Source organism: Paenimyroides aestuarii (genome assembly GCF_024628805.1).
In the GTDB taxonomy this organism is placed as follows: Bacteria; Bacteroidota; Bacteroidia; order Flavobacteriales; family Flavobacteriaceae; genus Flavobacterium; species Flavobacterium aestuarii_A.
This window is the reverse complement of record NZ_CP102382.1, coordinates 1103733-1130014: the sequence shown is the minus strand read 5'-3', so window position 1 is coordinate 1130014 and position 26282 is coordinate 1103733. Positions and strand designations below refer to the sequence as shown.

General features: G+C 35.1%; 24 protein-coding genes and 1 riboswitch. Of the genes, 20 read left to right on the top strand and 4 right to left on the bottom strand.

The features are described 5' to 3' along the window. Positions 1 to 68 precede the first annotated feature (68 nt). The 4 genes from NPX36_RS05365 (at position 69) to NPX36_RS05350 (ending at position 5073) form a co-directional block, all read left to right on the top strand. On the top strand, positions 69 to 1145 hold the full coding sequence (locus NPX36_RS05365) for a T9SS type A sorting domain-containing protein (protein ID WP_257500387.1): 1077 nt from the start codon (positions 69 to 71) through the stop codon (positions 1143 to 1145). Positions 1146 to 1242: 97 nt separating this feature from the next. Then, the gene (locus NPX36_RS05360) at positions 1243 to 2319 is read left to right on the top strand and encodes a T9SS type A sorting domain-containing protein (RefSeq protein ID WP_257500386.1); all 1077 of its coding nucleotides are present in this window, start codon (positions 1243 to 1245) and stop codon (positions 2317 to 2319) included. 99 nt (positions 2320 to 2418) lie between these two features. After that, complete coding sequence (locus NPX36_RS05355; protein ID WP_257500385.1) at positions 2419 to 3492, top strand: T9SS type A sorting domain-containing protein; 1074 nt, start codon at positions 2419 to 2421, stop codon at positions 3490 to 3492. A 282-nt stretch (positions 3493 to 3774) separates the two neighbouring features. Then, positions 3775 to 5073, top strand: coding sequence for an NAD-dependent succinate-semialdehyde dehydrogenase (locus tag NPX36_RS05350; protein ID WP_257500384.1), 1299 nt, complete (start codon positions 3775 to 3777; stop codon positions 5071 to 5073). Between the two features lie 246 nt (positions 5074 to 5319). Here NPX36_RS05350 and NPX36_RS05345 read toward each other — a convergent pair whose 3' ends face one another. The 3 genes from NPX36_RS05345 to porZ all read right to left on the bottom strand — a co-directional run bounded on the left by NPX36_RS05345 (position 5320) and on the right by porZ (position 9921). Next, entirely contained in the window at positions 5320 to 6627 is a 1308-nt protein-coding gene (locus tag NPX36_RS05345; RefSeq protein ID WP_257500383.1) for a voltage-gated chloride channel family protein, read from the bottom strand. A 28-nt stretch (positions 6628 to 6655) separates the two neighbouring features. Next, positions 6656 to 6722: riboswitch (Fluoride riboswitch) on the bottom strand. Between the two features lie 215 nt (positions 6723 to 6937). Next, positions 6938 to 7648 carry a DNA repair protein RecO gene (recO, locus tag NPX36_RS05340; RefSeq protein ID WP_257500382.1) on the bottom strand — a complete coding sequence of 237 codons (711 nt, stop codon included), beginning with the start codon at positions 7646 to 7648 and terminating at the stop codon, positions 6938 to 6940. Beyond that, entirely contained in the window at positions 7648 to 9921 is a 2274-nt protein-coding gene (gene porZ, locus NPX36_RS05335; RefSeq protein WP_257500381.1) for a type IX secretion system anionic LPS delivery protein PorZ, read from the bottom strand. Before porZ ends, recO begins: the two co-directional genes overlap by 1 nt. Before the next feature lie 249 nt (positions 9922 to 10170). Between porZ and NPX36_RS05330 the strand changes: the two genes are divergently transcribed. After that, positions 10171 to 10596, top strand: coding sequence for a hypothetical protein (locus tag NPX36_RS05330; protein ID WP_257500380.1), 426 nt, complete (start codon positions 10171 to 10173; stop codon positions 10594 to 10596). A 4-nt stretch (positions 10597 to 10600) separates the two neighbouring features. Next, positions 10601 to 11005 carry a hypothetical protein gene (locus NPX36_RS05325; protein ID WP_257500379.1) on the top strand — a complete coding sequence of 135 codons (405 nt, stop codon included), beginning with the start codon at positions 10601 to 10603 and terminating at the stop codon, positions 11003 to 11005. A 37-nt stretch (positions 11006 to 11042) separates the two neighbouring features. Here the strand turns inward: NPX36_RS05325 and NPX36_RS05320 are convergent, their stop codons facing one another. Next, on the bottom strand, positions 11043 to 12185 hold the full coding sequence (locus tag NPX36_RS05320; protein ID WP_257500378.1) for a cystathionine gamma-synthase: 1143 nt from the start codon (positions 12183 to 12185) through the stop codon (positions 11043 to 11045). A gap of 91 nt (positions 12186 to 12276) precedes the next feature. Between NPX36_RS05320 and NPX36_RS05315 the strand changes: the two genes are divergently transcribed. From NPX36_RS05315 to NPX36_RS05250, 14 genes are all read left to right on the top strand, one after another. Further along, a complete protein-coding gene (locus NPX36_RS05315; protein WP_257500377.1) occupies positions 12277 to 13032 on the top strand; it encodes an RsiV family protein in 756 nt (251 codons plus the stop codon). Between the two features lie 5 nt (positions 13033 to 13037). Then, positions 13038 to 14507, top strand: coding sequence for an oligosaccharide flippase family protein (locus NPX36_RS05310; RefSeq protein WP_257500376.1), 1470 nt, complete (start codon positions 13038 to 13040; stop codon positions 14505 to 14507). Then, the gene (gene dut, locus NPX36_RS05305) at positions 14504 to 14938 is read left to right on the top strand and encodes a dUTP diphosphatase (RefSeq protein ID WP_257500375.1); all 435 of its coding nucleotides are present in this window, start codon (positions 14504 to 14506) and stop codon (positions 14936 to 14938) included. Before NPX36_RS05310 ends, dut begins: the two co-directional genes overlap by 4 nt. 103 nt (positions 14939 to 15041) lie before the next feature. Beyond that, complete coding sequence (locus NPX36_RS05300) at positions 15042 to 16052, top strand: sugar phosphate nucleotidyltransferase (protein ID WP_257500374.1); 1011 nt, start codon at positions 15042 to 15044, stop codon at positions 16050 to 16052. A gap of 58 nt (positions 16053 to 16110) precedes the next feature. Beyond that, the gene (locus tag NPX36_RS05295; protein ID WP_257500373.1) at positions 16111 to 16926 is read left to right on the top strand and encodes a DUF4292 domain-containing protein; all 816 of its coding nucleotides are present in this window, start codon (positions 16111 to 16113) and stop codon (positions 16924 to 16926) included. A 25-nt stretch (positions 16927 to 16951) separates the two neighbouring features. Beyond that, positions 16952 to 18247: a murein hydrolase activator EnvC family protein gene (locus NPX36_RS05290; protein ID WP_257500372.1), complete on the top strand. Its 1296-nt coding sequence runs from the start codon at positions 16952 to 16954 to the stop codon at positions 18245 to 18247. An 8-nt stretch (positions 18248 to 18255) separates the two neighbouring features. Next, positions 18256 to 18783 (top strand): 3-hydroxyanthranilate 3,4-dioxygenase, encoded by a 528-nt coding sequence (locus NPX36_RS05285; protein ID WP_257500371.1) that lies wholly within the window; start codon positions 18256 to 18258, stop codon positions 18781 to 18783. A 61-nt stretch (positions 18784 to 18844) separates the two neighbouring features. Beyond that, positions 18845 to 20365, top strand: coding sequence for an L-piperidine-6-carboxylate dehydrogenase (gene amaB / locus NPX36_RS05280; RefSeq protein ID WP_257500370.1), 1521 nt, complete (start codon positions 18845 to 18847; stop codon positions 20363 to 20365). 13 nt (positions 20366 to 20378) lie between these two features. Continuing rightward, complete coding sequence (locus NPX36_RS05275; RefSeq protein ID WP_257500369.1) at positions 20379 to 20786, top strand: DUF2059 domain-containing protein; 408 nt, start codon at positions 20379 to 20381, stop codon at positions 20784 to 20786. A gap of 117 nt (positions 20787 to 20903) precedes the next feature. After that, positions 20904 to 21329 (top strand): hypothetical protein, encoded by a 426-nt coding sequence (locus NPX36_RS05270; protein WP_257500368.1) that lies wholly within the window; start codon positions 20904 to 20906, stop codon positions 21327 to 21329. Between the two features lie 73 nt (positions 21330 to 21402). Continuing rightward, complete coding sequence (locus tag NPX36_RS05265) at positions 21403 to 21786, top strand: YchJ family protein (RefSeq protein WP_257500367.1); 384 nt, start codon at positions 21403 to 21405, stop codon at positions 21784 to 21786. A gap of 26 nt (positions 21787 to 21812) precedes the next feature. Next, the gene (locus NPX36_RS05260; protein ID WP_257500366.1) at positions 21813 to 21968 is read left to right on the top strand and encodes a hypothetical protein; all 156 of its coding nucleotides are present in this window, start codon (positions 21813 to 21815) and stop codon (positions 21966 to 21968) included. A 2-nt stretch (positions 21969 to 21970) separates the two neighbouring features. Then, positions 21971 to 23176, top strand: a complete 1206-nt coding sequence (locus NPX36_RS05255; RefSeq protein WP_257500365.1) for a metallophosphoesterase family protein — start codon at positions 21971 to 21973, stop codon at positions 23174 to 23176. Positions 23177 to 23178: 2 nt separating this feature from the next. Beyond that, complete coding sequence (locus tag NPX36_RS05250; RefSeq protein ID WP_257500364.1) at positions 23179 to 26217, top strand: SbcC/MukB-like Walker B domain-containing protein; 3039 nt, start codon at positions 23179 to 23181, stop codon at positions 26215 to 26217. The last annotated feature ends 65 nt before the right edge of the window (positions 26218 to 26282 follow it).

Below are 26282 nucleotides of genomic sequence, written 5' to 3'. Positions count from 1 at the left end.
TTGTTATCAAAAATTACGCAGTATTTTATTGTATATTTATACCATTAACCTATAAAAATGGTATTATTATGAACAAGAAATTACTTTTAGCCGCAACATTGGCAATGTGCAGCAACTTCCTTACCGCACAAGTACTTTATTCTCAAAACTTCGACAACCTTACGGTTGGTGATGTAAGTACCGATTTAACCGGACAAACACCTGGGCAAGGTAATTGGTACACAATATATGATAATTCTTCACCAAACGCTACCCCTAACTGGTTTCAAATACAAACAGAAGCTAATAAAGGTAAAGTTATAACGCTTCAATCACCTGCACCACCTGTTTTTGGCAACACCGCTTTGCAACAAAGAAACATTGACCAGTTAATAAACAACCGTACACAAGGAAATGATGTAATTAAATTTGAAGTGGATTTTTATACAGGTTCACAAAATAATGAAACTATACATAAACGTGTGATATTTGGAATTCGTAATAATAATGCAAATCCTGCAAATTCTTTTCCAATTGTTAATTTTACATTGGTTTCTAATACAGGAGAATTTCTCGCAGTAGTTAACAACGGCCACAGTAACATTTATACATCAACACAAGAAGTTAATCTAGGTAAAAACAAACAAGATTTATTCTTACCTTTTAATACTTGGGTTAAATGTATTTTTTATGCTGATTATACCAACAAAAAAGTTTATTTCGAAATACCTTCTTTAAATATAGTAGTTATGAACGATTTTTTAAATCTTGATAATAATCCTAACCCTCTTAATAAATTTATTCCTAAATCAATTATGATGTTTTCAGATAATAAACAACTAACCAGTACTAATAAATTTGACAACATTAAAATAACCGCTTTAAAAACCGTACCAGCACATTTGTTAAGCACGGATAACTTTTTTGCAGAAAAATTTAACATCTTTCCAAACCCAGCTACCGACATTGTACATATTACAAGCATGGATCACATTGTTATAGAAAACATTTCTATTTACGACTTGAATGGTAAGATTATAAAAGAAGAAAGCTACACTGCCGAAAGCGATATAAAGTTAAACGTTGAAAGTTTACAAAGTGGTACTTATTTATTAAAGTTAAAAACCAAACATGGTACAGCTATTAAGAAAATGATAAAGCAATAAACACCAACCAACTAAAACATATTGTCATCAAAAATTACGCAGTATTTTATGCTTTTTCTTTGTATATTTATACCATTAACCTATAAAAATGGTATTTATGAACAAGAAATTACTTTTTGCAGCAACATTTGCAATGTGTAGCAACTTCCTTACCGCACAAGTACTTTATTCTGAAAACTTTAACAACCTTACAGTTGGTGATGTAAGTACTGATCTCACTGGGCAAACACCCGGGCAAGGTAATTGGTACACAATATATGATAATTCTTCACCAAACGCTACCCCTAACTGGTTTCAAATACAAACAGAAGCTAGTAAAGGTAAAGTTATAACGCTTCAGTCACCTGCACCACCTATTTTTGGCAACACCGCTTTGCAACAAAGAAACATTGACCAGTTAATAAACAACCGTACACAAGGAAACGATGTAATTAAATTTGAAGTGGATTTTTACACCGGAGAGCAAAATAATGAAAATACGCATAAACGTGTAATGGTTTCTTTAACTGATAACAATAGCAATATCATGACAAACTCTCGTCTAATTGCAAATTTCACTTTTATTTCAAATACTGGAGATTTTTACGGTGCAGTTAATAACGGAAATAGCAGTATGAATTGGGCAGAAAAAGTTTCATTTGGTATAAATAATCAAGAATTAACACTTCCTTTTAATACTTGGATAAAATGTGTTTTTTATGCTGATTACACCAACAAAAAAGTTTATTTCGAAATACCTTCTTTAAATATAGTAGTTATGAACGATTTTTTAAATCTTGATAATAATCCTAACCCTCTTAATAAATTTATTCCTAAATCAATTATGATGTTTTCAGATAATAAACAACTAACCAGTACTAATAAATTTGACAACATTAAAATAACCGCTTTAAAAACCGTACCAGCACATTTGTTAAGCACGGATAACTTTTTTGCAGAAAAATTTAACATCTATCCAAACCCAGCTACCGACATTGTACATATTACAAACATGGATCACATTGCAATAGATAAAATTTCGGTTTATGATGTTAGCGGTAAGATTATAAAAGAAGAAATTTATACTACCGAAAGCGATATACAGTTAAACGTTGAAAGTTTACAAAGTGGTACTTATTTATTAAAGTTAAAAACCAAACATGGTACAGCTATTAAGAAAATGATAAAGCAATAAACACCAACCAACTAAAACATATTGTTATCAAAAATTACGCAGTATTTTATGCTTTTTCTTTGTATATTTATACCATTAACCTATAAAAATGGTATTATTATGAACAAGAAATTACTTTTTGCAGCAACATTTGCAATGTGTAGCAACTTCCTTACCGCGCAAGTATTGTACAGCGAAAATTTTGACAACCTTACCATTGGCAACCTTACCACCGACTTTACAGGGCAAACACCCGGGCAAGGAGGGTTGTATGGTATGTCACATACAACAATCCCTTATAGTGCCATACAAATTAAAACAGAACCCAATAAAGGGAATGTTTTATATATTGATACAGATAGTTACAACGGTAACGTTGGGCGTATGGTTGAAAAACGTGATTTAGATATAGTATTTAACCAACGTACGCAAGGAAATGATCTTTTAAAGTTTCAGTTTGACTTTTATACGGGTAAGGACATACCTACAGATTCTCCTCAAATAGTAGAGATCAATATTCACTCGGCAAAATACTTTTTAGGGGGTTTTCGTTTTTATGGTAATGAAAAAATTTTGAAGGGAAAAAGACCACAAAGTACCTATAATAATGGTTTCATGGAAAAATTTATTGGTAAAACTTACAATACCGATTTAGTATTACCTGCCAATCAGTGGGTCACCTTAGCAGTAACTATTGATTTTACTAACGCAAAAATATACTTTGAAATTCCTCATTTAGGCATTGTATATCAGTATGACAGCCTTCCTTTTACTTTTACAGACCCTACATCAACTGATGAACCCAATACCAATGGTACACCCGTACTTCTAAGAATCGGGCAATCATATATAAATACTAATGATCCAATATCCATGTATTATATGTACGATAATTTTAATTTTTCAGCTATAAACACCCCTCCTACCCCTACGGTTAGTGTAGCAGAGGTTTTAAGCAATAGTTTTAACTTATTTCCAAATCCAGCAAGTAACACTATAAATATTACAAATAGCGACAATTATTTTGTACAAAATGTAAAAATATACGATACAAGCGGTAAGCTGTTAAAAACACAACATTTTAACAACCAAAAAGAGGTTCAGCTGAATATAGAAAGTTTAACAAACGGTATCTATCTTTTGCACATACATACAGATAAAGGTGTAGCAGTTAAAAAAGTGGTGAAAAAGTAAGTTGCTCTCAATTATTATACCTATTATTATTGAATTCTTGCTCATGTAACGTTTTAAGCAATATTTCAAGTAAATCTAAAAATAATGCATCTCATTTATAATTTGTAAAAATTAAATCATTAGTACTTCTAATCTAAAAAATTTATAACGAGGATCTGGGGCAAAAAAACAATGATTATCATGTTGTTAAAACTAATTAGATAATGCACTACGGAAAGTATTAAAGCGCGGTAAGCTTCGGCTTACCATTTTTATTTTATAACTTTATAAAAACAAATTCCTATGACAGCAAACACCACCGCAGCACTCCTACATACTTTACAATCTAGCTTTTTAAAATGGCGCGATTTTTCTTTAAACGATCGTATTTCGGTTTTAAAAAACATCAAAGAAAAGTTGCTGCAAAACAAACACGAATATGCACATGCCATTACCACCGATATGAACAAACCCATAAAATTGGCCCTTGCGGAAGTGGAAAAATGTGCGTATTTATGCGATTATTACATAGAAAACGCGTCTGCTTTTCTAAAAGACCAAGAAGTAAAAACCAATTGGAGCAAAAGCTATATCACGTTTCGTCCGTTGGGCGTGCTGTTGGGTGTAATGCCTTGGAATTTTCCTTTTTGGCAGGTTTTTCGATTTGTGGTTCCTAGTTTGCTCACCGGAAACGTATTCCTTGTAAAACACGCCAGCAATGTGCCTTTAAGTGCCAAAGCTTTGGAAGATGTTTTTAATGTGGATACGATTAATTTCCCTGTTTATAAAAATCTTTCTGTAAAAAGCAGTGAAGTTGCCGCTGTAATTTCACATCCAATTGTAAAAGCGGTTTCGTTAACCGGTAGCGAACATGCGGGAAGATCGGTTGCCGAAACAGCTGGCAAACACCTTAAAAAGTGTGTGTTGGAATTAGGCGGAAGCAATGCATTTATTGTTTTGAACGATGCCGATTTGGAATATGCTGCTGAAAAGGCGGTTAGTGCACGCATGCAAAATGCCGGACAGAGTTGTATTGCATCCAAACGATTTTTAGTGCAAGAAGCCGTTTACGAACAGTTTGTTGATTTATTTCAAAAGAAATTAAGCACTTTAGTCACAGGTGATAAATATGATGAAACGGTAACATTCGGAGCAATGGCCCGAGAAGATTTGGCGGAAGAATTGGAAAAGCAGTTGCAAAAAAGCGTAGCAAAAGGAGCAACAATCATTGCAGGCGGCAACCGAAAAGGTGCGTTTTTTGAACCTACTTTGGTTACCAATGTTACGGTTGATATGCCCATATTTGCAGAAGAAACCTTTGGTCCGTTGGCCGCGCTCATTCCTTTTAAAACCATTGACGAAGCTATTGAGCTAAGCAATAATTCAAATTTTGGTTTGGGTGCAAGTATTTTTACTGATAATCCGGAGCAATTAAATCATTATTTGCATTTGTTTGATGAAGGTGCTTTATTTATCAACGAAATGGTAATTTCTGATCCGCATTTGCCGTTTGGAGGCATTAAAAATTCAGGTTACGGACGCGAATTATCGCATTTTGCTTTGTATGAATTTGCAAATATTCAAACAGTGGTTGTAAAATAATAATTTAATCTGTACTGCATTATCTAAATAAATTTCAAAACCTTACCATTCAAAGATTTTTTTTATTACCACAGATGCACAGATATAATTTTACAAATTAATGCTAACTAATTCAATTTTCACAGATTTTGAATGCGTTGCATTCAAAAAAGATGCATAACTTTTTAATTTGCTTGAAGTAATAGTTAATAATCTGTGCATCGGTGGGAATTCTATAATGCATTACGGATTAAATAATATTTTTTGCTAAAGTTCATTCAATCGTTTTCCCTCATCCTGTGCATAGCGCGCATGTTTAGCTTCGCCAATAATTTGTCGGCTATAAATACTGTTGTGTCCTGAAAGCAGATACGAAACCACGCAAGCTATCGCAACATATACGCCGCATTCAGCACCAAAAAGCTCCATCGCCATGATACTGCATGCAATAGGTGTGTTTGTGGCACCGGCAAAAACAGCAACAAACCCCATTCCGGTTAAAAGCTCTATGGGCATGGGAATAAAAAGGCTTAATGCATTTCCCAGCGTAGCTCCTATGAAAAAGAGCGGTGTAACTTCTCCGCCCTTAAAACCGGCTGAAAGCGTAATGACGGTTAATAGCATTTTTAAGGCAAAATCATAAGCAGGTACTTGTGATTCGAAAGCCTCCACAATGGTAGGAATACCTAAACCAATGTATTTTGTGGTTCCCAATGCGGCTACTAATAGCGCCACAATGATACCGCCCACAAACGGTCGCAAAGGTGGGTAGCCAATTTGTTGCTTAAAAACCCCACTTACTTTATGAATGGATTTGCTGAATATCCAAGCACATATACCAAAGGCAATTCCGGCAAGAATGGCATAGCACACATTTAAAAAAGAAATTTCGGGAATAGAAGAAATGTGGTAATGCGTGTGGGGTGTTTGCCAAAGTTTTGTAACTAAATCAGCCAAAATAGCCGTGAGGAAAGCTGGAAAAAGTGCATGATATCGAATACGGCCAATCAAATAAAACTCCATGGCAAATAAAGCACCGGCTAGCGGCGTGCCGAATACCGAACCAAATCCGCCAGCAACAGCTGCTATAATCAGTATTTTTCGATCAGATGGTGTTAATTGAAAAGGTTTGCTGAACTGGTCGGCGATGGCACCAGCCATTTGCAACGCAGTGCCTTCACGCCCGGCCGAACCACCGAAAAAGTGCGTAGCAATGGTTCCCAAATACACAAAAACCGCCATTTTAAACGGTATTTTTTCTTTGGGTTGATGTATGGTATCAATCAATAAATTGTTTCCTGCTTCTACATTTTTCCCATAATAATGATAGAGCATGCCAATGAGCAAACCGCCCAAAGGCAATAAAGCAATAAGCCATATATGGGTTTCCCGAAACTGGGTAGCCCATTCTAGCGATTGCAAAAATCCTGCAGAAGCCGAGCCTATAAAAACACTAATTACAGCGCAAATCATCATCCATTTTAAAATATAAAAAACGGATGGCTTTTTTCTGAAAAAAACTTTGGATTGAAAAACCCACTTTTGGCCAATTGACTTTTGCTTATTTCTAGACATATTTTTCCTGATTAAATGTTTTGTATTTAATTAATCAGGCGTCATCAGCTTCTGAAAGCGGTTGGGTAAGGAAGAGCACCATTTCCTTTTTTTATGCAACAAATATATACTTTCCTTTTTAATTATGCAATTTCGGTTTTGTAAACTACCCGAGTTCGATTAAAACCACATGGACACACAGATAAAAATTAGTAGTTTGTAGGTGATTATTAGTTTTATTTCTATTAAATTACTTTATTGTAATATATTGATTGGAACGCTGTAAGGTACTGAATTTTGTAGATCTTCTTTTTATTAATTACCTAAAGGTCTAAAAAAGTTCCGAGAGAATCTCGACCGATTTTACTTGTTTAAAACCTGCAATATGAATTTCGTAATAAGTAATTAACAGTTTCAAAGCCGTTCTTCGTTGGTCATTTGTAAAACTACTTTTATGATGAGAAAGTGTCATTTGCAACAAATTTCTAAACAAAGCCGTTTCGGTTTCATTGAAACAATTGGGGGTATAATGCATTGTGAAACTGCCTTCATGGGGGTTAAAGTAAATGGAACGTTTGTCTGAATCATCAGGAAAAAAACCTAAATATTTGGTGATATTCAACAGAAACCACAGATGGAAATCAGCAGTAAACGAATGTTCGTCAAACCAAATTAAAGCGGTTTTTAAAAATAGGAAAAGTTCGTTATTGGGCTGATCGTCTTTTATACTATGGCTTAAAACTTCTGCCAAAAAAATACTAACGCTGTTTTTATAAAACTCTACTGAGATGGTTTGGTAGGGATACATTAATTTTAATTCTTTAATGTATTCCAACGAAGCCTTGTTTTTGTGCACCGCATCAATATGCAACTGATTGAGTGGCTGAAAATAGGCACTGTTTAAATTTTTACTTTTTGCAGAAAAAGCATTGCGGATAAAATAGGTTTTAAGTCCAAAAAACTGAGTAAAACATTTTACCACCAAGCTTTTTTCTTGATACCGCAACGCATTTAAAACGATAGCTTCGGTTTTTACAAGCATTAACGAATAATCATTACTTTTTTAACAGCGTCTAAACTTCCGTCTTGCGATGAAATAAAAATCATATACACACCCGAAGGCACTTTGGCACCTGAAAAACTAAGTGTGTTCCAAGTAACGGTTCCTCCTAACGATTTGGTTTCATAGACTAAATTCCCTGCAACGTCGGTAATTTTTACATTTGCATCGCTTACCAATCCACTTATTTTTACATCGCCTGTAAAGCCCGGTTTCACGGGGTTTGGATACACTTTGATAGCATCTAAATCATCGGCTGGTGTGGTGGCAAAATTCTTTAAAGACACAATACCTTTGCGCGAAACAAAAAACACTTCGCCGGTTGCCCCATCAATACTAATGCTTGTGATATCATTACTTGGTAAAGGAGAATTTTCCGGAGTGAAATTATAAATGGTTTCGTAGGTATCTGAAATTAAAAACACTCCCGATTCTGCAATCGAAACCCATTTGTTATTAGAGCCATCTACGGTGATATGCAAAATGTTTTGCTCGTAAAACAATTCTTCTGCTTGTCCTTCTTGTTCAATTACAATATTGGTGGGCGAAAGTTGCGGACTGGTTAAAAACTGGTCCACGTTTTTAATAACTCTAAGCCCTCTTAAAGTACCTATCCACAATTCATTTTTATAATCTAAAGCCACTGCTTGCACGTTGATATCAGGCAAATTGTGTGTGGTGGTGATTTGCATGGCTTTGTTGTTTCGGGTTTCGTTAAAAGCGTATAAACCTCCTAACCTACTGCCAAACCATTTGGTGTTATTATTATCAATAACAGGCATTAAGAAGCTACTTCCAATGGGGCTTCCTCTTAACACATTGGATGCATATACATCTAATTGATTGTTTTTATCAATAGTAACCAATGTTGCAAAATCGGGTATGGTATTGGTCATCCATCCTGTTCCATTTCTGTCAAAAGCCACGCCAAACACCCGCACATCATTTTCGATTAATGATTGCAATGCATCGGTGTTTTGATTGTTGTAAACCGTTAATTGTTCTTGGTTAATGTCCCAAACACCCAAACCATCGTGAAAAGTACTAATGTATGCTAAGTTAGGTTTTTGCGGATTAAAACTGATATTGATAGTTGCTCTTAAACCGTTTAATTGTTCGTTGGTAATATGCTGCCATGTTTGCATATTTTTAAAGGTGCTGATGCCATATTTAGTTAAACCATTGGGTCTGTATGGATCCATATCAACCCCATATCCGCCAAAAGTAATCCACAAATCTTTGTTATTCACCACAGCCGACGACACATTGTTGCTCAACGGACCACTTGGTGAAATATTTTCGCTTTCTTTTGTATCTGCAGCTACTTTTAAACATCCGTTTTGGTTAGTTGCCACAAAATAATCGCCGTTTGAAAAGGTAGCATCTGCCACACCGCCTTTTTCAGATAGCGAATAGGTAAATTCATTATAAACAGCCAAATTGGTGGTTCTTAAACGTGCTGCTTCGTGTGTAACTTCAATTAAGACATCACCCGAAACAGAAAACTTTTTAAATCCGCCCCAAACCTCATCAACGCTTGTTATGACATTTGCCGCAGAAATGGTGTTCAACGACAAATCTTCTTTCACACCTATCAATTGATTGGTGTAAGTGGTAAGTTCCACCCAATTATCAAAATCGATTACTTGCCAATTATTATAATCGATTAAATTGGTATTCATCGATGCCTTTTTTAATCCTTCGTTTTCAACAGTTGCATACATTTGATTGTTGAAAATAGCAATGCCTTTCACGTTTGCCATTTCACCACCAACTGCCACATAATAAGTGTCGCCAAAATGATTGTCGTTTAACCGCACAGCAGTGATGCCATAACCTGTTGCCAAATATGCAAAACCGCCGTGGAATATAATTTTATTGATGATTTTTTGGTTGTCGGGAATATTGGTTTTAGAAAAGATATCGTTTAATTGATAAATTTTGTCGGCAGCCAAATCTATAATGGCTACTTTACCGTTTTTGCTACCCACGATAAGTTTTTTGTAATCTTTTGCGTATCCCAACGTGTTAATGCCATCGATTTTTAAACCATTAATGGTATTATAAATATCGGTTTCCTTTGTACTTTCATTGTATGCAAAGACCGCATTGTCTGTAGCAATATATATATTTTGGTTGTCTTTTTCAACAGCTGTGGTTTCTTGATAAGAGTAATAACCTTTCCACAATTGATTGGTTTGTGCAACTGAAACAAACGACACTAAAAAGAAAAAAAGTTGATAATAAAATTTCATATACATGTGATTTCAAAGATTGAAACGTTTTTTTTATAAAAATAGTATAATTTAGTATATGTATTGCAACGAAATAGAAAAAGCTTGCTTTGTTAAAGATGTTGTAATTTACTTAGTCTTGTATTAAAAACCACTCGTTATTGGTGGTTTTTACACAGAATAAATGAAAATATGCTTTGAAAAAATCTTTAAAATCAAAATATTATGTATTTAATTAGTTATATTTACATGTAAAAAAATAATAAACACATGAAAAAATTAATCTTATTTTTATGTATATCATTTGCAACACTTAGTTGCTCTGATGATGATACAAAAGAAGAAAATATACTTATTGGTAAGTGGAAACTTTCTAAAATCAGTTATTTTGATAGTAATGAATATATGCCAAAAAATGATGAATATGTTCATTATACTTTTACAAATACTAATAATTTAATTATTGAAAGCAATGTTAACCTACCACAAGAAGATTTATCTTTCCAATTTACAAATCCCACAACCATTCCTTATTCTTTTCATCAGGATAATGAATTTTTAATGGAAAAAGTAGTAAGATTGGGAAATCAGTCTAATAGCTATCAATTAGGAACTTATGGTTTTAGAAAAGAAGAAAATACTTTACGTTTGTATGAATACGATGGTAAAGTAATAAGGTTTGAAAAAATACAATAAGACTATGAAAAAACTACTTTTCCTCTTTATACTATCAATAGCAATAAGCAGATGCTCTGAGGATGACAACACTGCCAAAACAACTGCTTTAGAGGGGAAATGGTATTTATCGTACGTTTCTGCTATTTCTAAAATAAAGTCTATAAATTCATTACCTTTAAACTTAGATGAAAAAACAATATATCAATTTACAAACAATATTTATGTTACATCATCAAATCAATTTGTAGAAAAAGGTATTTTTACCTATAAAAGAACTAATGATTCTACTATTGTAGAATTAATACCAGACAATCCTGATTATCTAAAATCTACATATTCTTTAAAGTTTAGCAACAATAATTCTATCGTTGAATTTATATCACAAAATGAACCTTCAATATATTTTGAATTAACAAGAATACAATAAAAAAACTCCCGATTTATAAAGTCGGGAGTTTGTATTTTTACTTCAATGCCTGTTCTATATCGGCAAGTAAATCATCGATATCTTCCACGCCAACGCTTAAACGTACCATATCATCGGTAACGCCTATTTCTGCACGTTTTTCAGCAGGGATTGAAGCATGTGTCATCAACGCCGGATGATTGGCTAACGATTCTACGCCACCCAAAGATTCTGCCAACGTAAACACTTTTAGCTTTTCTAAAAACGAGATAGCATCGGCTTTTATACCTGATTTAAACGTAAACGAAACCATTCCGCCAAAGCCTTTCGGCATTTGTTTTTTAGCTAAATCATGTTGCGGATGTGATGCCAAACCAGGATACAACACTTTATCAATCAATGGGTGTTGTTCTAAAAACTCGGCTACTTTTTGTCCGTTAAAACAATGACGTTCCACGCGCAAATGCAAGGTTTTAATTCCACGCAAAACCAAAAAACATTCTTGCGGACCTAAAGTGGCTCCGGTTGCAAACTGCGTAAAATGCAATTGTTTTCCTAATTCTTCATCTTTGATAACCAAAGCGCCGGCAATCACATCGGAATGACCGCCTAAATATTTCGTAGCAGAGTGCATCACAATATCAGCACCCAAATCCAAAGGTTTTTGCAAATAAGGCGTTGCAAATGTATTGTCAACTGCAAAAAGCAATTGATGTTGCTTGGTGATTTTGGCAATTGCTTCGATATCAGCCAACTTCATTAACGGATTTGTAGGTGTTTCAATCCAAACTAATTTGGTTTTATCGTTGATTTTTGATTGAAACAACTCTAAATCATTCATATTTATAAAATGGAACTTTATGCCTAAATCTTGATAAAACCGCGTAAACAAACGATACGTTCCGCCGTATAAATCGTCCATCGCAATTACCTCATCATTGGGTTTCAACAAACGCATTACACAGTCTATCGCCGCCAAGCCCGATGAAAATGCCAAACCACGCGCGCCATTTTCAATACTTTCTAGGGCATGTTCCAAAGCAGTACGCGTTGGGTTATCGGCACGGCTGTATTCGTAACCGGTGTGAACACCCGGGCTAGTTTGAGCAAAGGTTGATGTGTGATAAACAGGCGGCATTACGGCTCCTGTACTTGGATCGTGGTGCTGCCCGCCGTGTATAACTTTTGTGTTAAACTTCATAATTTTGTACTTTTAAAAATAAGCGTAAAGATACCATTTAAAACCGACTAAAATTTATAGATTTGTCTTAAAAAAAGAAGAATTGTTCAGAATGAAAAAAATTATACTATTCATTTGTTTATCAATAGCTTTTGTGGCTTGCAAAAAGGCAAACCCTTTAAAAGTAACCCAAAAAACATATAGTTTAAAATCGGCTTTGAATTGTGTGCCCAACAATTGCACCTATGCCCATATAGAAGTCCCTTTTTTTTGGGGCAACAAAGTGGTGGCAAAACCAATAAACGATAGTATTTTTAAATTTGTTCAAGAAGAAATACGTTTTCAAGACGATAAAACAACCGCGTCTTATGACACTTTGGTTCTTAATTTTATCAATCATTACAATGAAATTTTTAGAACCTATCCCGAAAATGCCTTGGCATGGGAAGCAAGTTTTAAAGCAAGCCACCAAGCCGTTTCTCATAAACTGTACCAAGTGGTCTATGATTATTATATGTTTAAAGGTGGTGCACACGGATTGCAACAAACTAAAGTATTTGTGTTTGATACCAACACCGGAAAAATAGTGCCTCAAAAAGAGTTATTTGTTAATTTGGCAGGATTTAAAAAATTTGCCGAAACCGAGTTTAAAAAACAAATGAATATTTCCGGAAATTTGAACGATGCGGGTTTCACATTTGAAAACAATCAATTTCATTTACCCAATAATTTTTATCAAACCCAAAAAGAATGGATTTTACACTACAATCCTTATGAAATTGCACCGTATGTGCAAGGAGCAACTGTGATAAAACTCCCGAAAGAAAAAGTGAAGCGCTTTTTAAACCCTATTTACTTTAAAAATTAATTATTTTGAGTGTTTATAAAAACCTGTTTAAAACCACTTTAATCTACGGAATAGCAACTGTTGTTCCTAAAATGATTGGTTTTTTTATGGCACCACTGCATATTGATTGGTTGCCTAAAGATGCCTATGCCGATTACACTTTGATTTTTTCATGGATGATGTTTTTCAATGTAGTGCTTTCCTTTGGAATGGAAACGGCTTTTTTCCGATTTTACAACAAACAAGAGAACAAACAAGAGGTTATTAACAACACCATACTTTTTCTAATGGCGGTTTGCGCTGTATTCTTAATAGGTGTTTATAGCTTTAAAAGTTATATCGACACTTATTTTGGAATTTCACCAATTGTGGTCAGCTATTTAATCTGGATTTTAGTGTTAGACAGCCTGGCGGTGATTCCGTTTGCAATTTTACGTGCAGCACAACGCCCCATAAAATACAGCTTTATAAAAATCGTCAACGTTTTGGTGAATACTGCCTTAACCGTACTATTTTTATACATCATTCCCAAATCATTAGAAAATAATCAAGCACTGTGGATCAATGATTATTACCAAACAGATTTTCAGGTTGGGTATTTGTTTTTAGCCAACATTGTGGCTAGTTTGGTTACGCTTTTGCTGCTTTCTAATTATTATTTTAAGCTGCAGCTAAAGTTCAACAAATCACTTTGGAAAGAAATGGTTACATACAGTTTTCCTGTGATGATTGGTGGTTTGGCGTTTGTAATAAATGAAACATTTGACAAAGTTTTTTTAGAAGAATTACTGCCAAAAGATTTTGTAGATTTAGGATTGGCAAGTTACGGAGCCATTTATAAAATTGGTGTATTCATGGTATTGTTTCGTATGGCTTATTCGTTGGGTATTGAACCTTTCTTTTTCAGCTATGCCAAAAACGATGATGCACCTGTAAAATATGCAACCATCACCAAATATTTCATTATTTTTGGAAGCTTCGCTATGCTTATTATTGTTGTTTTTGCCGATTTAATCAAGCTGATTTATATACCCAAAAAAGAATATTGGTTTGCAATGGAAATTGTTCCATACATTATTCTGGCAAACCTGCTGTTGGGTATTTACACCAATTTATCTGTTTGGTACAAAATTCAGGACAAAACAAAAATGGGTGCGTATATTTCGGTTTTTGGAGCAATTGTAACTGTTCTTTTTAATTTTATTTTAATCCCAAAAATCGGCTTAATTGGATCTGCCATAACCACTTTAGTTGCTTATGCAATTATGATGATTATTTCGTTTGTATTGGGGCAAAAATCATACCCCATTCCTTATGATAAAAAAGCAATCGCACTTTATTTAGGAACCGCAATTTTGTTTTCTTTTGGATATTTTTACAATTTTCGAGAAAATTATTTTATAGGAATCACATTCATTCTTATATTCGTAGGATTGATTTATTATAACGAAAAAATAATGATTCAGCGTATATTAAAATCTGTTTTAAAAAAATGAAAATAAATATTATTAACAAATCGCAGCACGCCTTACCCAGTTATGAAACCATTGCTTCGGCTGGCATGGATTTGCGTGCAAACCTAACGCAGCCAATCGTTATCGAACCAATGGATCGTGCCCTGATACCAACAGGTTTGTTTATGGAATTGCCCATTGGCTACGAAGCACAAGTGCGACCGCGCAGTGGTTTGGCATTAAAAAAAGGAATTACCTGTTTAAATTCACCAGGAACAATCGATGCAGATTACCGTGGCGAAGTGGGTGTTATTCTTGCCAATTTATCAAAAGAAACTTTTGTAGTTGAAAACGGTGAACGCATTGCACAAATGGTGATTGCTAAGCACGAACGTGCCGAATGGGTAGAAACAGAAGAATTATCAACAACAGCACGCGGTGCAGGCGGATTTGGCAGCACTGGTGTAAAATAAAATGTTATCCTACAAGGTTTTAAAAACCTTGTAGGATTATTCAGAAATCAAATACCTATAAGGTCTGTGAGACCTTGCAGGAAACTAAAAAGAAATTTATAAAATGAAAATAATCGTACCAATGGCAGGTCGTGGTTCGCGCTTGCGTCCACATACCTTAACAACGCCAAAACCATTAATCCCAATTGCTGGCAAACCCATCGTTCACCGTTTGGTGGAAGATATTGCCAAAGTAATCAATCAACCAATCGATGAAATTGCGTTCATCATTCACGAAAGTTTTGGTAAAAACGTAGAAAAGGATTTAATTGCCATTGCAGAAAAATTAGGGTCAAAAGGAACTATTTATTATCAAAACGAAGCATTGGGAACGGCTCATGCCATTTTGTGTGCCAAAGAAAGTATGCAAGGACCGATTGTGGTTGCGTATGCTGATACCTTGTTCCGTGCCGATTTTACGTTAGATGCAGCTGCAGATTCGGTAATTTGGGTAAAGGCGGTGGAAGATCCATCGGCGTTTGGTGTGGTTCAGTTGAATGATAAAAATGAAATTGTAGATTTTGTTGAAAAACCAAAGGATTTTGTTTCTGATTTGGCAATTATTGGAATTTACTTCTTTAAATCGGCTGAAAATTTGCGAAGCGAATTGGAATATCTTTTAGATAATAACATTGAGAAAGGCGGCGAATATCAGTTAACCGATGCTTTGGAAAATATGAAACAAAAAGGTTTGCGTTTTGTTCCGGGTAAAGTTGATGAATGGATGGATTGCGGCAACAAAAATGTAACGGTTGATACCAACAACCGCATGCTGAACTTTTTGCATACCGATGGCGAAAACATGGTAGCTGCTTCGGCTACTGTTGAAAATTCAACCATTATTTCGCCTTGTTATATTGGCGAAAATGTTGTGCTTAAAAATGCAACAGTAGGTCCAAATGTTTCACTGGGCGATAACTCGAAAGTGGAAAATGCTACTATTAAAAACAGTTTGATACAAACCAACGCCACCGTGAAAAATGCCGACCTAGACAATGCCATGATTGGCAATTTTGCAAGCTTTAACGGTAAGTTTACCAACATAAGCATCGGCGATTACAGTGTGTTAGAATAATCATAAAAAAATCCGTTTTCGCGGATTTTTTTGTTTCTTTATCGTTTTAATTTCAAGAATGAAACAATTTTTAATCATATTAAGCATTGCGGCTTTTGCGGTTTCGTGTAAATCGTCTAAGAAAAACACACCAGCGCTGGAAAATCAAGCTGAAAATACTGCGGAAAAAATCATTGCAACTCCCGCACCTGAAAACACATCAAAAAAAGAAAACAAACGCGCTGTTCAAGAAATGGCTTTGGCACATTATGGCTTGTTTAACGATTTTAACACATTAAGCATCAATGCAGATGTGGATTACAAAGACAAAAACATGAGTCAATCGCCTAGAGCGGATATCAGAATAGAAAAAAACAAACAAATTCTAATTGCTATTAAAATGTATGGAATCACAGGTGCGAAAGTATATTTAACACCAGAGCGTGCCAGTTTTTACGAAATTGTAAACGGCACACATTACGATGGCGATTTTCAGTTTATTTCAAAGTTTTTAGGAACCGATGTAACCTACGAAAATGTAGAAAATATGTTATTGGGCAAAGCTTTTTACAATTTAAATACCTATGATTATTCCCAAACAAAGAGCAATGAGTTAGAATTAAAGTTGAATCAATTTTTAATGCGATTGGTGTTGGGTTCAAAAAACCAAATTTCATCAACGGAGGTGCAACAAAACAAAAGTGCCGATAAATTGGTTATTCAATATCCATCGTATCAATCAAGCGAAAACATCTATCTTCCAAAGGAAATAAAAATTCATGCCATGCGCAAAGACGATGTGCAGATAACAATTGATTACAAGAAAGTATCGGTAAATCCATCGATTGATTTTAAATATAAAATACCAAGTAATTCAAAAGCTATAAAAATTTAATTATTTTTGAACAAAATTCAAGCTAATGCGTCGCATTTTATCCATCATACTATTACTATTTTTATCATTCAACACGTTTGCCCAGCAAGATTATCAAGCAGAACAACGCAAGCTGGAAGAGCGTAAAGCAGCCATTTTAAAAGAAATTAAAGAATTTCAGAACTTGCTGAATACCAATAAAAAGCAGGAACGAAATATTTTGAGTGAACTAAATGAGCAAAAAAAGAAGATTAAACTCCAAACCGAGTTGATCAATAATTCGCAAAAGCAAATTCGAACTTTATCGAATGATATTTACGTTAACACACTGGAATCGAACAAATTAAAACGCGAATTAGCTGTTTTAAAGAAAGATTACGCAAAAACCATCGTAAAATCATACAAAGCACGTTCCGAGCAAAACCGCATCATGTTTATTTTATCGAGCAACAACTTTTTGCAAGCTTACAAACGCATGCAATACATTAAACAATATGCGAAATACCGCAAATCACAAGGCGATGAAATTCGAGAAAAATTTGAAGAATTAGAGCGTATTTCTGCCCATTTAGAATTGCAAAAAAGCAAACAGCAAAAGGTGGTCGCAGAACAAGAAGGGCAACGCAAAGAATTAGAGGTTGAAAAAGGCAAACAAACCGAATTAATGAATTTGGTGAAGAAAGACAGTAAAAAATACTCGGATCAAATTCGCAAAAAACAACAGGAAACCAAAAAAATAGATCAGCAAATAAAAGCGATTATTAAAAAGATTATTGAGGAAGAAAACCGTAAACGCCGAGAAGAAGAAGCACGAAGAAAACGAGAAGAGGAAGCACGAAACGCAAAATCGGGTACTAAAACAACATCAAAACCGACGGTTACCACAACAAGTGCTGCAGGAAAATTTGATATGACGCCGGAAGAAAAAGCGTTGGCAACAAGTTTTAGCAATAACCGCGGACGCTTGCCTTGGCCGGTAGAAAAAGGATATATTTCTACGCGTTATGGAACGGTTAAACATCCAGAATACGATATTGAATACGAAAGCCACGGAATTGAAATCACAACCGAAAAAGGAGCAGCTGTTCGCAGTGTTTTTGAAGGAGAAGTCACTCAAGTTCAAGTAATTGGAAATTCAAGAACGATATTTATTCGTCATGGAGAATATCTTACAGTTTACAATAATTTATCATCAGTAAGTGTTTCAGTTGGTCAAAAAGTATCCACCAAACAAAAAATTGGAACTGTATCAAGTAATCATGAAGGTGTTGCAATTCTTAAGTTTATGATAAGTAAAAATGAGACCATTAACAATCCACAATCGTGGTTAAGTGGAAAATAGTGAACAAAATGAAAAAACCTTTTAATCTGCAAAATTGGATCAATGAAAACCGTGGCTTACTAAAACCACCGGTTGGCAATAAGAATATTTATACAGAATCGGGCGATTTCATTGTGATGGTGGTGGGCGGACCAAATGCCCGCAAAGATTATCATTACAACGAATCCGACGAGTTCTTTTTTCAATTAGAAGGAACTATTTCCATTGCTGTTCAAACCGAAAATGGCAAAGAGGTAATGCAGTTGAATGCCGGCGATGTGTTTCTGCTGCCAGCTAAAACACCACACTCGCCTATTAGAACCGAAGGGTCTGTTGGGCTAGTAGTTGAAATGAAGCGGGTGGATCCAGATGCAAAAGACGGTTTGCTTTGGTATTGCGACCATTGCAATGAAAAATTGTATGAAGTGTATTTTCCGCTGGAAAATATAGAAACCGATTTTTTGCCTCATTTTAAACATTTTTATTCTTCCGAAGAACTGCGCACTTGTAAAAAATGCGGAACGGTAATGGAAACAGACCGTCGATTTATTGGTTAATCCATACCTTTTTAATATCTTACAAAAACTATAAAAACTAAAAATATTATCTAAAAGAACAATGAATACAATTTTATCACAATTAGGTTTAAACAACACCAACTTAGGATCGTCAACAGGTTCTCAATGGTTTGCAAATGGCGCTATAATTGCTTCACATACGCCAGTAAATGGCTCATTGATTGGGGAAGTGAAAACATCTTCTACAGACGATTACGAAAAAGTAATGAGCACTGCCGAAAAAGCTTTTAAAGAATGGCGATTAGTACCTGCACCAAAGCGTGGCGAAATAGTGCGCCAAGTGGGAGATGCTTTGCGCGAAAACAAAGATGCTTTGGGCAAATTGGTATCTTATGAAATGGGAAAAAGCTTGCAAGAAGGCTTAGGCGAAGTACAAGAAATGATTGATATTTGCGATTTTGCGGTAGGTTTATCTCGTCAATTATACGGATTAACCATGCATTCAGAACGCCCTATGCACCGCATGTATGAGCAGTATCATCCGCTGGGAATTGTAGGGATTATTTCTGCATTTAACTTTCCGGTAGCCGTTTGGGCTTGGAATGCCGCTTTGGCTTGGGTTTGTGGTGATGTGTGCGTTTGGAAACCAAGTTCAAAAACACCATTGTGTGCAATTGCTTGTCAAAACATTATTACTAAAGTATTCGAAAAAAATAACGTACCAGAAGGCGTTAGCTGTTTAGTTACTGGAAATGCTTCGGGCGATTTAATGAACAACGACAAACGCGTTCCGTTGGTTTCTTTTACAGGATCAACTCGTATTGGTCGTCACGTATCAAAAACAGTTGCAGAACGTTTTGGTAAAACGATTTTAGAATTAGGAGGAAACAACGCTGTGATTGTATCGGAACATTCCGATTTGAATATGGTGTTGGTAGGAGCTGTTTTCGGAGCAGTTGGAACCGCAGGTCAACGTTGTACATCAACCCGTCGTTTAATCGTTCACGAAAGTGTGTATGATAAAACCATCGAAACATTGAAAAATGCGTATGGACAGTTGAAGATTGGTGATCCTTTAGATGCTGCCAATCATGTGGGACCGCTTATCGATACAAAAGCAGTAGAAGATTATTTAAAAGCGATTGAAAAAGCAAAAACCGAAGGCGGTAAAATAGTTGTAGATGGCGGTGTGTTAGAAGGCAGTGGTTATGAAAGTGGTTGCTATGTAAAACCATGTATTATCGAAGCTAAAAACGATTTTGAAATTGTTCAGGAAGAAACGTTTGCACCGATTTTATATGTAATGAAATACAGCACCATTGAAGAAGCGATTGCAATGCAAAACAATGTTCCACAAGGATTGTCATCGGCAATTTTCACAAATAATTTACGCGAAGCAGAATTGTTCTTGTCACACGCAGGATCAGACTGTGGAATTGCAAACGTAAATATTGGAACATCGGGTGCAGAAATTGGAGGTGCTTTTGGTGGCGAAAAAGAAACAGGCGGCGGACGCGAATCGGGTTCAGATGCTTGGAAAGTGTATATGCGCCGACAAACAAACACCATTAATTACGGTACAGAATTGCCATTGGCACAAGGAATTAACTTTAATTTATAAAATAATACAGCACATGAAAAAATTATTTATAGCAGCAAGCATTTTGTTATCGGTACAATTTGCATCAGCGCAATCAGCAGATTTTAAGAAAGATGTAATTGATTATATTAAATTATCAGGTTCGGCATCACAAATGACGGCTGTTTTAGAACCTCTTTTAGATCAAATGTCTGCTGAAGATCGTACGGCATTTAATAAAGAACTTCAAGAAAAATTACCAAGTTTATATGATAAGATGGCAGAATCATTGATGAAATTCTACACGCATGAAGATATCAAAAAGATAAATGAATTTTACAATTCACCTGTTGGAAAGAAAATTCAAGAAACTACTCCTAAAATCACCCGAGAATTAATGGAGGTTGGTCAATCATGGGGAATGTCTGAATTACAACCAATCATAATGAAGTACATGCAGTAAAAATCAAAGCGAGGTTCTCAAACCTCGTTTTTTGTTGTAATAATGTTAAGTTTTTTCTTCGCTTTAAAAAAAATTGTACTTTAGTCTCTGTTTTTTAAAATATTATAAATAAAGATTATGAAAAAGATGATTTTTGGAACAGTAATGTTCTTCGCAATACAAGTAGGTTTTGCACAATCACAAGATGCACAAACATTTGTTAGCAACATGGGTGTTAAAGCACAAATTGAAGGTGCAAAACAACAAATTTTACCTGCTATAGACACAGCAAAAGTAGATGAATTTACAAAAGAGTTTGATGCAGTAGCAAGCAACTTTATTACCGATTTCACAAAATTAGTTGATGAAAATTACGACGCTACCGAAATAAAAGATGCCAACAAAAAATATGCGGAAACAAAAGAAATGACGCAAATTGCTCCAAAAGATGCAGCAGCTTTTGAACAAAAAATCAATGCTTTACAGGCAGAAGTAGGCATGACCATGCAAGGTTTGGTTATGAAATATGCAAGCGAAGAAGCAATGCAGCAAGCAGAAGAATAAGCAACAGCAAAAAAGATGAAAAGAGGCGTAAATGCCTCTTTTTTTATGTGTAATTTTGAAAAAACATGATTCGATGAAATGTCCGTGCTGTTCCTCTAAACTATATGCAGAATGCTGCGAACCTTATCACAGTAAAACTAAACACGCACCCACTGCCGAAGCCTTGATGCGCTCGCGTTTTTCTGCATTTGCCATTCCCAACGGCGATTATTTAATGAATACCACTTTACCCGCAAAACGAAAGTTTCATACCAAAGAAGAACTTCAAGAGTGGGGCGAAAGCAATCAGTGGGTCAAGTTGGAAATTGTAAACATTCCTAACATAAATCAGGTGGAGTTTAAGGCTTTTTATATAGATACAAAGGGAAACCATCAAGTGCATCACGAATTATCGGTGTTTCAAAAAATAAAGGAGCGATGGTTTTATGTTTCAGGCGTATTTCTAAACGACAATTAATGTCTTAAAACAAATGTATATTTGAAATGGGAAGAAGAAACGAAACCAATCGATTGGCTCATAAGAAAAAAGTTGACCAAAAGAAGCAAAAGGCCAGCAATGCCTCAACGCTTCGTAAAGAAAAATTGAAACAAATTCAACAACAATACAATCAAGCTAACCAAAAATTAAAAGAAGAATAATTATGAAAGTATTGCACACCGCCGATTGGCATTTAGGAAAGCGTTTAGATGGTTTTTCGCGATTTGAAGAACAAATTGAAGTAATGAACGAAATCGTGGAAATTGCTAATCGCGAAAAGGTGGATTTAGTTTTAATTGCTGGTGATTTGTTCGACGCTTTTAACCCAGCGGTTGATGCGGTTGATTTGTTCTACAAAACCCTGAAACAACTTACAAATAATGCAAAACGCCCAGTAATTGCCATTGCCGGCAATCACGATTCGCCCGACAGAATCAATGCTCCTGATCCATTGGCACGCGAATGTGGAATTATATTGCTGGGTTATCCAAACGAAAAGGTCAATTTGTTTGAATTGGATCATTTTAAAATCACAAAATCTGTAGAAGGATTTATTGAACTAAAAATAAATCATATCGAATTTCCCATTCGAATTATTCATACGCCGTATGCCAACGAAATGCGCTTAAAACAATATTTCGGGGAAGAAAAAGAAGCGCAATTAAACCTCGTTTTAAAAGAGCAATGGACAAAAATTGCCGATGAATTTTGTGATGAAAAAGGCGTAAACCTGCTGCTTTCGCATTTATACATGAACAAGCGCGGCACTGCCCTTTTGGAAGAACCTGAAGGCGAAAAACCCATAAAAATAGGCAATGCAGATATGGTGTTTTCTGATTGTGTTCCGCCTCAAATTCAATATACGGCTTTGGGTCATTTACACGCATTTAACAATATTGGCACTTCCGAAAAACCGATTGTGTATGCCTCATCCCCGCTTTGCTACAGTTTTAGCGAAGCTGGTCAAACCAAATATGTATCCATCATAAACGCAAAACCCAATCAAGATATAAATTTTACGAAAGTTACTCTTACAAAAGGAAAAGCATTGATTCGAAAGACTTTTCAATTGGTTGATGATGCTATAAATTGGCTATTGAAACACCCAGATACATTGGTAGAGTTGACCATGGAAACCGATACTTTTTTAACAACCGATGAACGAAAAGCGATATTTCAGGCACATTCGGGCATTGTACATTTAATTCCAAGGGTCAAAAATGTGGATATTGATGCAATTTCAGCAAAAGAAATCAACCTTAATCAAGATATAAAAGGGTTGTTTAAAGATTATTTTAAGTCGAAAAATGCCCAACAAGAACCCAACCAGGAATTAATGGATTTGTTTAACGAAATTTTAAATGAATAATTATGATCCCCATTAAACTGACCATAGAAGGCTTGTATTCGTATCAAAAAAGACAAACCATTGATTTTGAAAACCTGATAAACGCAGGTTTATTTGGGATTTTTGGTGCGGTGGGTTCGGGTAAATCGTCGCTTTTAGAAGCCATCACGTTTGCATTGTATGGCGAAACCGAACGCTTGAACAAGCAAGATAAACGCTCGTACAACATGATGAATTTAAAATCGGACACAGCGTTTATTGCGTTTGATTTTTATAATTATGAAAACAAAATATTTCGAGTAACGCGTGAATTTAAACGCAATTCCAAACGATTTGATGATATTAAATCGCCAACCGTTGTTTTTTATGAATGGATAAACGACCATTGGATTCCATTAAACCACAGCAACGCCCAAGAAATTGTAGGCTTGAGTTACGACAATTTTAAGCGAACCATTATTATTCCACAAGGCAAGTTTAAAGAGTTTATTGAATTGGGTGCAAAAGACCGAACCCAGATGATGAAAGAGATTTTTAAATTGCACCGATTTGATTTGCAGGACAAAGTATCGCTTTTAAACAGCAGAAATCTAACAGATTTGAATCAGTTGGAGGGAAAATTGTCGGGTTACGATGAGGTTTCCGAAGAACATATTACTGCTTTAAATGAAAAATGGCTTGCAGAAAACGCTCTTCAAACGCAAAAGCAAAATGTTTTTAAAACAATTAATGATAAGTTGCAACACTTAAAAAACATAAAAACCGATTTTGAATCGTTGCAAAACAAAAGAAAATTGTTTGCTGAGCTTAAAGTTCAAAAGCCCAAAATCGACCAAAAAAAGACTGCATTAGAATTGTATCAGCGCATTTACACTGCGTTTCACCAATTGCTTATTGACCGCAACAAAACCGAACAAGAAGCAAAAGAAAAATCGGATCGATTGGAAAACGGCAAAAATCTTTTGAAAAATTCGGAAGCGGAATTGCTTCAACTCGAAACCGCAATTTCTAAAATAAAACCATATATAAATGATTTGCCCAATAAACGTTTAGAAGAAACCGATTTAGATTTCATTGCAAAAATACTTCAGTTTACACAAGAGGTAAATCAATTGCAAAACCGTACAAAAAACGGCGAAGCAAAAGTAGCTGAAATGGAACAAGTTGTAAATCAACTAAAAGAAACGATAAAGCAAACGGAAAATGATATAACCCTTTTGGCGAAAAACCAAATAGAAACGGGTGTTTTGATCAATGTGGGTGATTGGTTCAGCAAAAAACATCAATTGGAAAAAGAACGGCTGTTGCAACAAGAAAAAAAACAGTTCTTAAAAAGCGAAATGCAACAAATTGAAACCGAATTACACAATGAAAAAATTGTGGTTGCAACGTTTGAAGAAGACATCAAGCATTTAAACGAAAATCTTTTGCAGCAAAAGAAAACACTTCAAGCAAAATTGCAATCGTTCCAAGTGCAGCATGAATTGGCGCAATTTGCCCACAATTTACACAATGGAGAAGCTTGCCCACTTTGCGGATCATTGGAACATCCTGAAATTTTGACTTTGAACGATGTCACTTTTCAAATCAACGAAATTCAAAAAGAAATAGATACGCTTGAAGAAAAGCAGAATAATGCCGTTGAATTTGCAAATAAAGCCCAACAAAAAATTCAAAAGTTAGCCATGATTCAAGAGCAATTTTCAAGAGAAAATCAGCAATTAGAGGCACTACAACTTCAAATGGATCAGCATCATGCCGCGTTTGATTGGGAAGATTTTAATGCAGATAATTATGAAGATTTTCAACAGAAAAAACAAGCCTCTTTAAGTGTTTCTAAACAAATTGATAGCAAAAATAAATTCATTGCAGATCAACGGTTAAATTTAGAAAGTCAACTGCAAACAGCGCAGAAATATCGAACCAAATTAGAAGAATTCAAACTAGAAGAAACAGCAAAAAAGGCACATATCAATCAGAATTTAAGCAATTTAAAAGTGCTTGTTTTTACCGATTTTGAAAGATGCTCTGTTGAAGAAATCGAACAAAAATTAAATGATTTAAAAACGTTCAATCAAAAAATTGAAAATGATTTCAATGCTTATAATAAACAATTCAATGAATGCCATACCCAAATTCAGGTTCAAAAAGCGGCTAATATATCGCTAGAGAAAGATGCAATAGCGCTTCATAAAAAGCTAGAAAATCTCAATGATCTTTTCAAAAAGCAACTAGTTGAACAACAGATTGAAAGCGAAGAAAAAGTTGTAAAAATCCTTGATTTGAATTGGAATGTGGAAGCTGTTCGTGCCGAAATAGAAGCGTTTACTGTGGCATATAAAACATTGAACAATCAAATTCAAGAATTAGAAACGAAGCTCAAAGATGAAGTTTTCAATGCAAACGACTATCTGCAACTCGAAAAAGCTTTTGAAACTGCCGAAATAGAATTAAAAACAGCGACCGAAAATGTTACCAAAACCAAAGCAGAAATCAATCGATTAACCAAAGCTTTTATCGAAAAAAAGGAATTGTTAAGCGCATTGGATCAATTGAAAAAACGAGCAGAAAACTTAAAAACAATGACTAATTTGTTTAAAGCGGCCGGTTTTGTTCAATATGTATCGTCGATTTATTTGAAACAATTATGTGAAAATGCCAATGTGCGTTTCCGAATAATGACGCGAAACCAATTGAGTTTGCAGGTAAACGAATCAAACGATTTCGAGGTAATTGATTATTTAAACGAAGGCAGAACCCGAAGTGTGAAAACGCTTTCGGGCGGACAAATGTTTCAGGTTTCGTTGAGTTTGGCCTTGGCTTTGGCAGAAAGTGTGCAAACAAACAGTGTTGCCAGCAAAAACTTTTTCTTTATCGATGAAGGTTTTGGAACGCAAGACGCAGAATCGGTGAATATTGTGTTTGAAACGTTGAACAATTTGCACAAAGAACATCGCATTGTGGGAATCATATCGCATGTTGAAGAACTGAAAGAACGCATTCCTATTGCTTTGCAAATCACAAAATCTGCTGAAAACGGCAGCGAGATTGCAGTTTTGTGAAAGCGGTAGGTTAAAAAAACACTAATCATTTGTAACATTTCAAAAAAAACCATACTCACTAACAA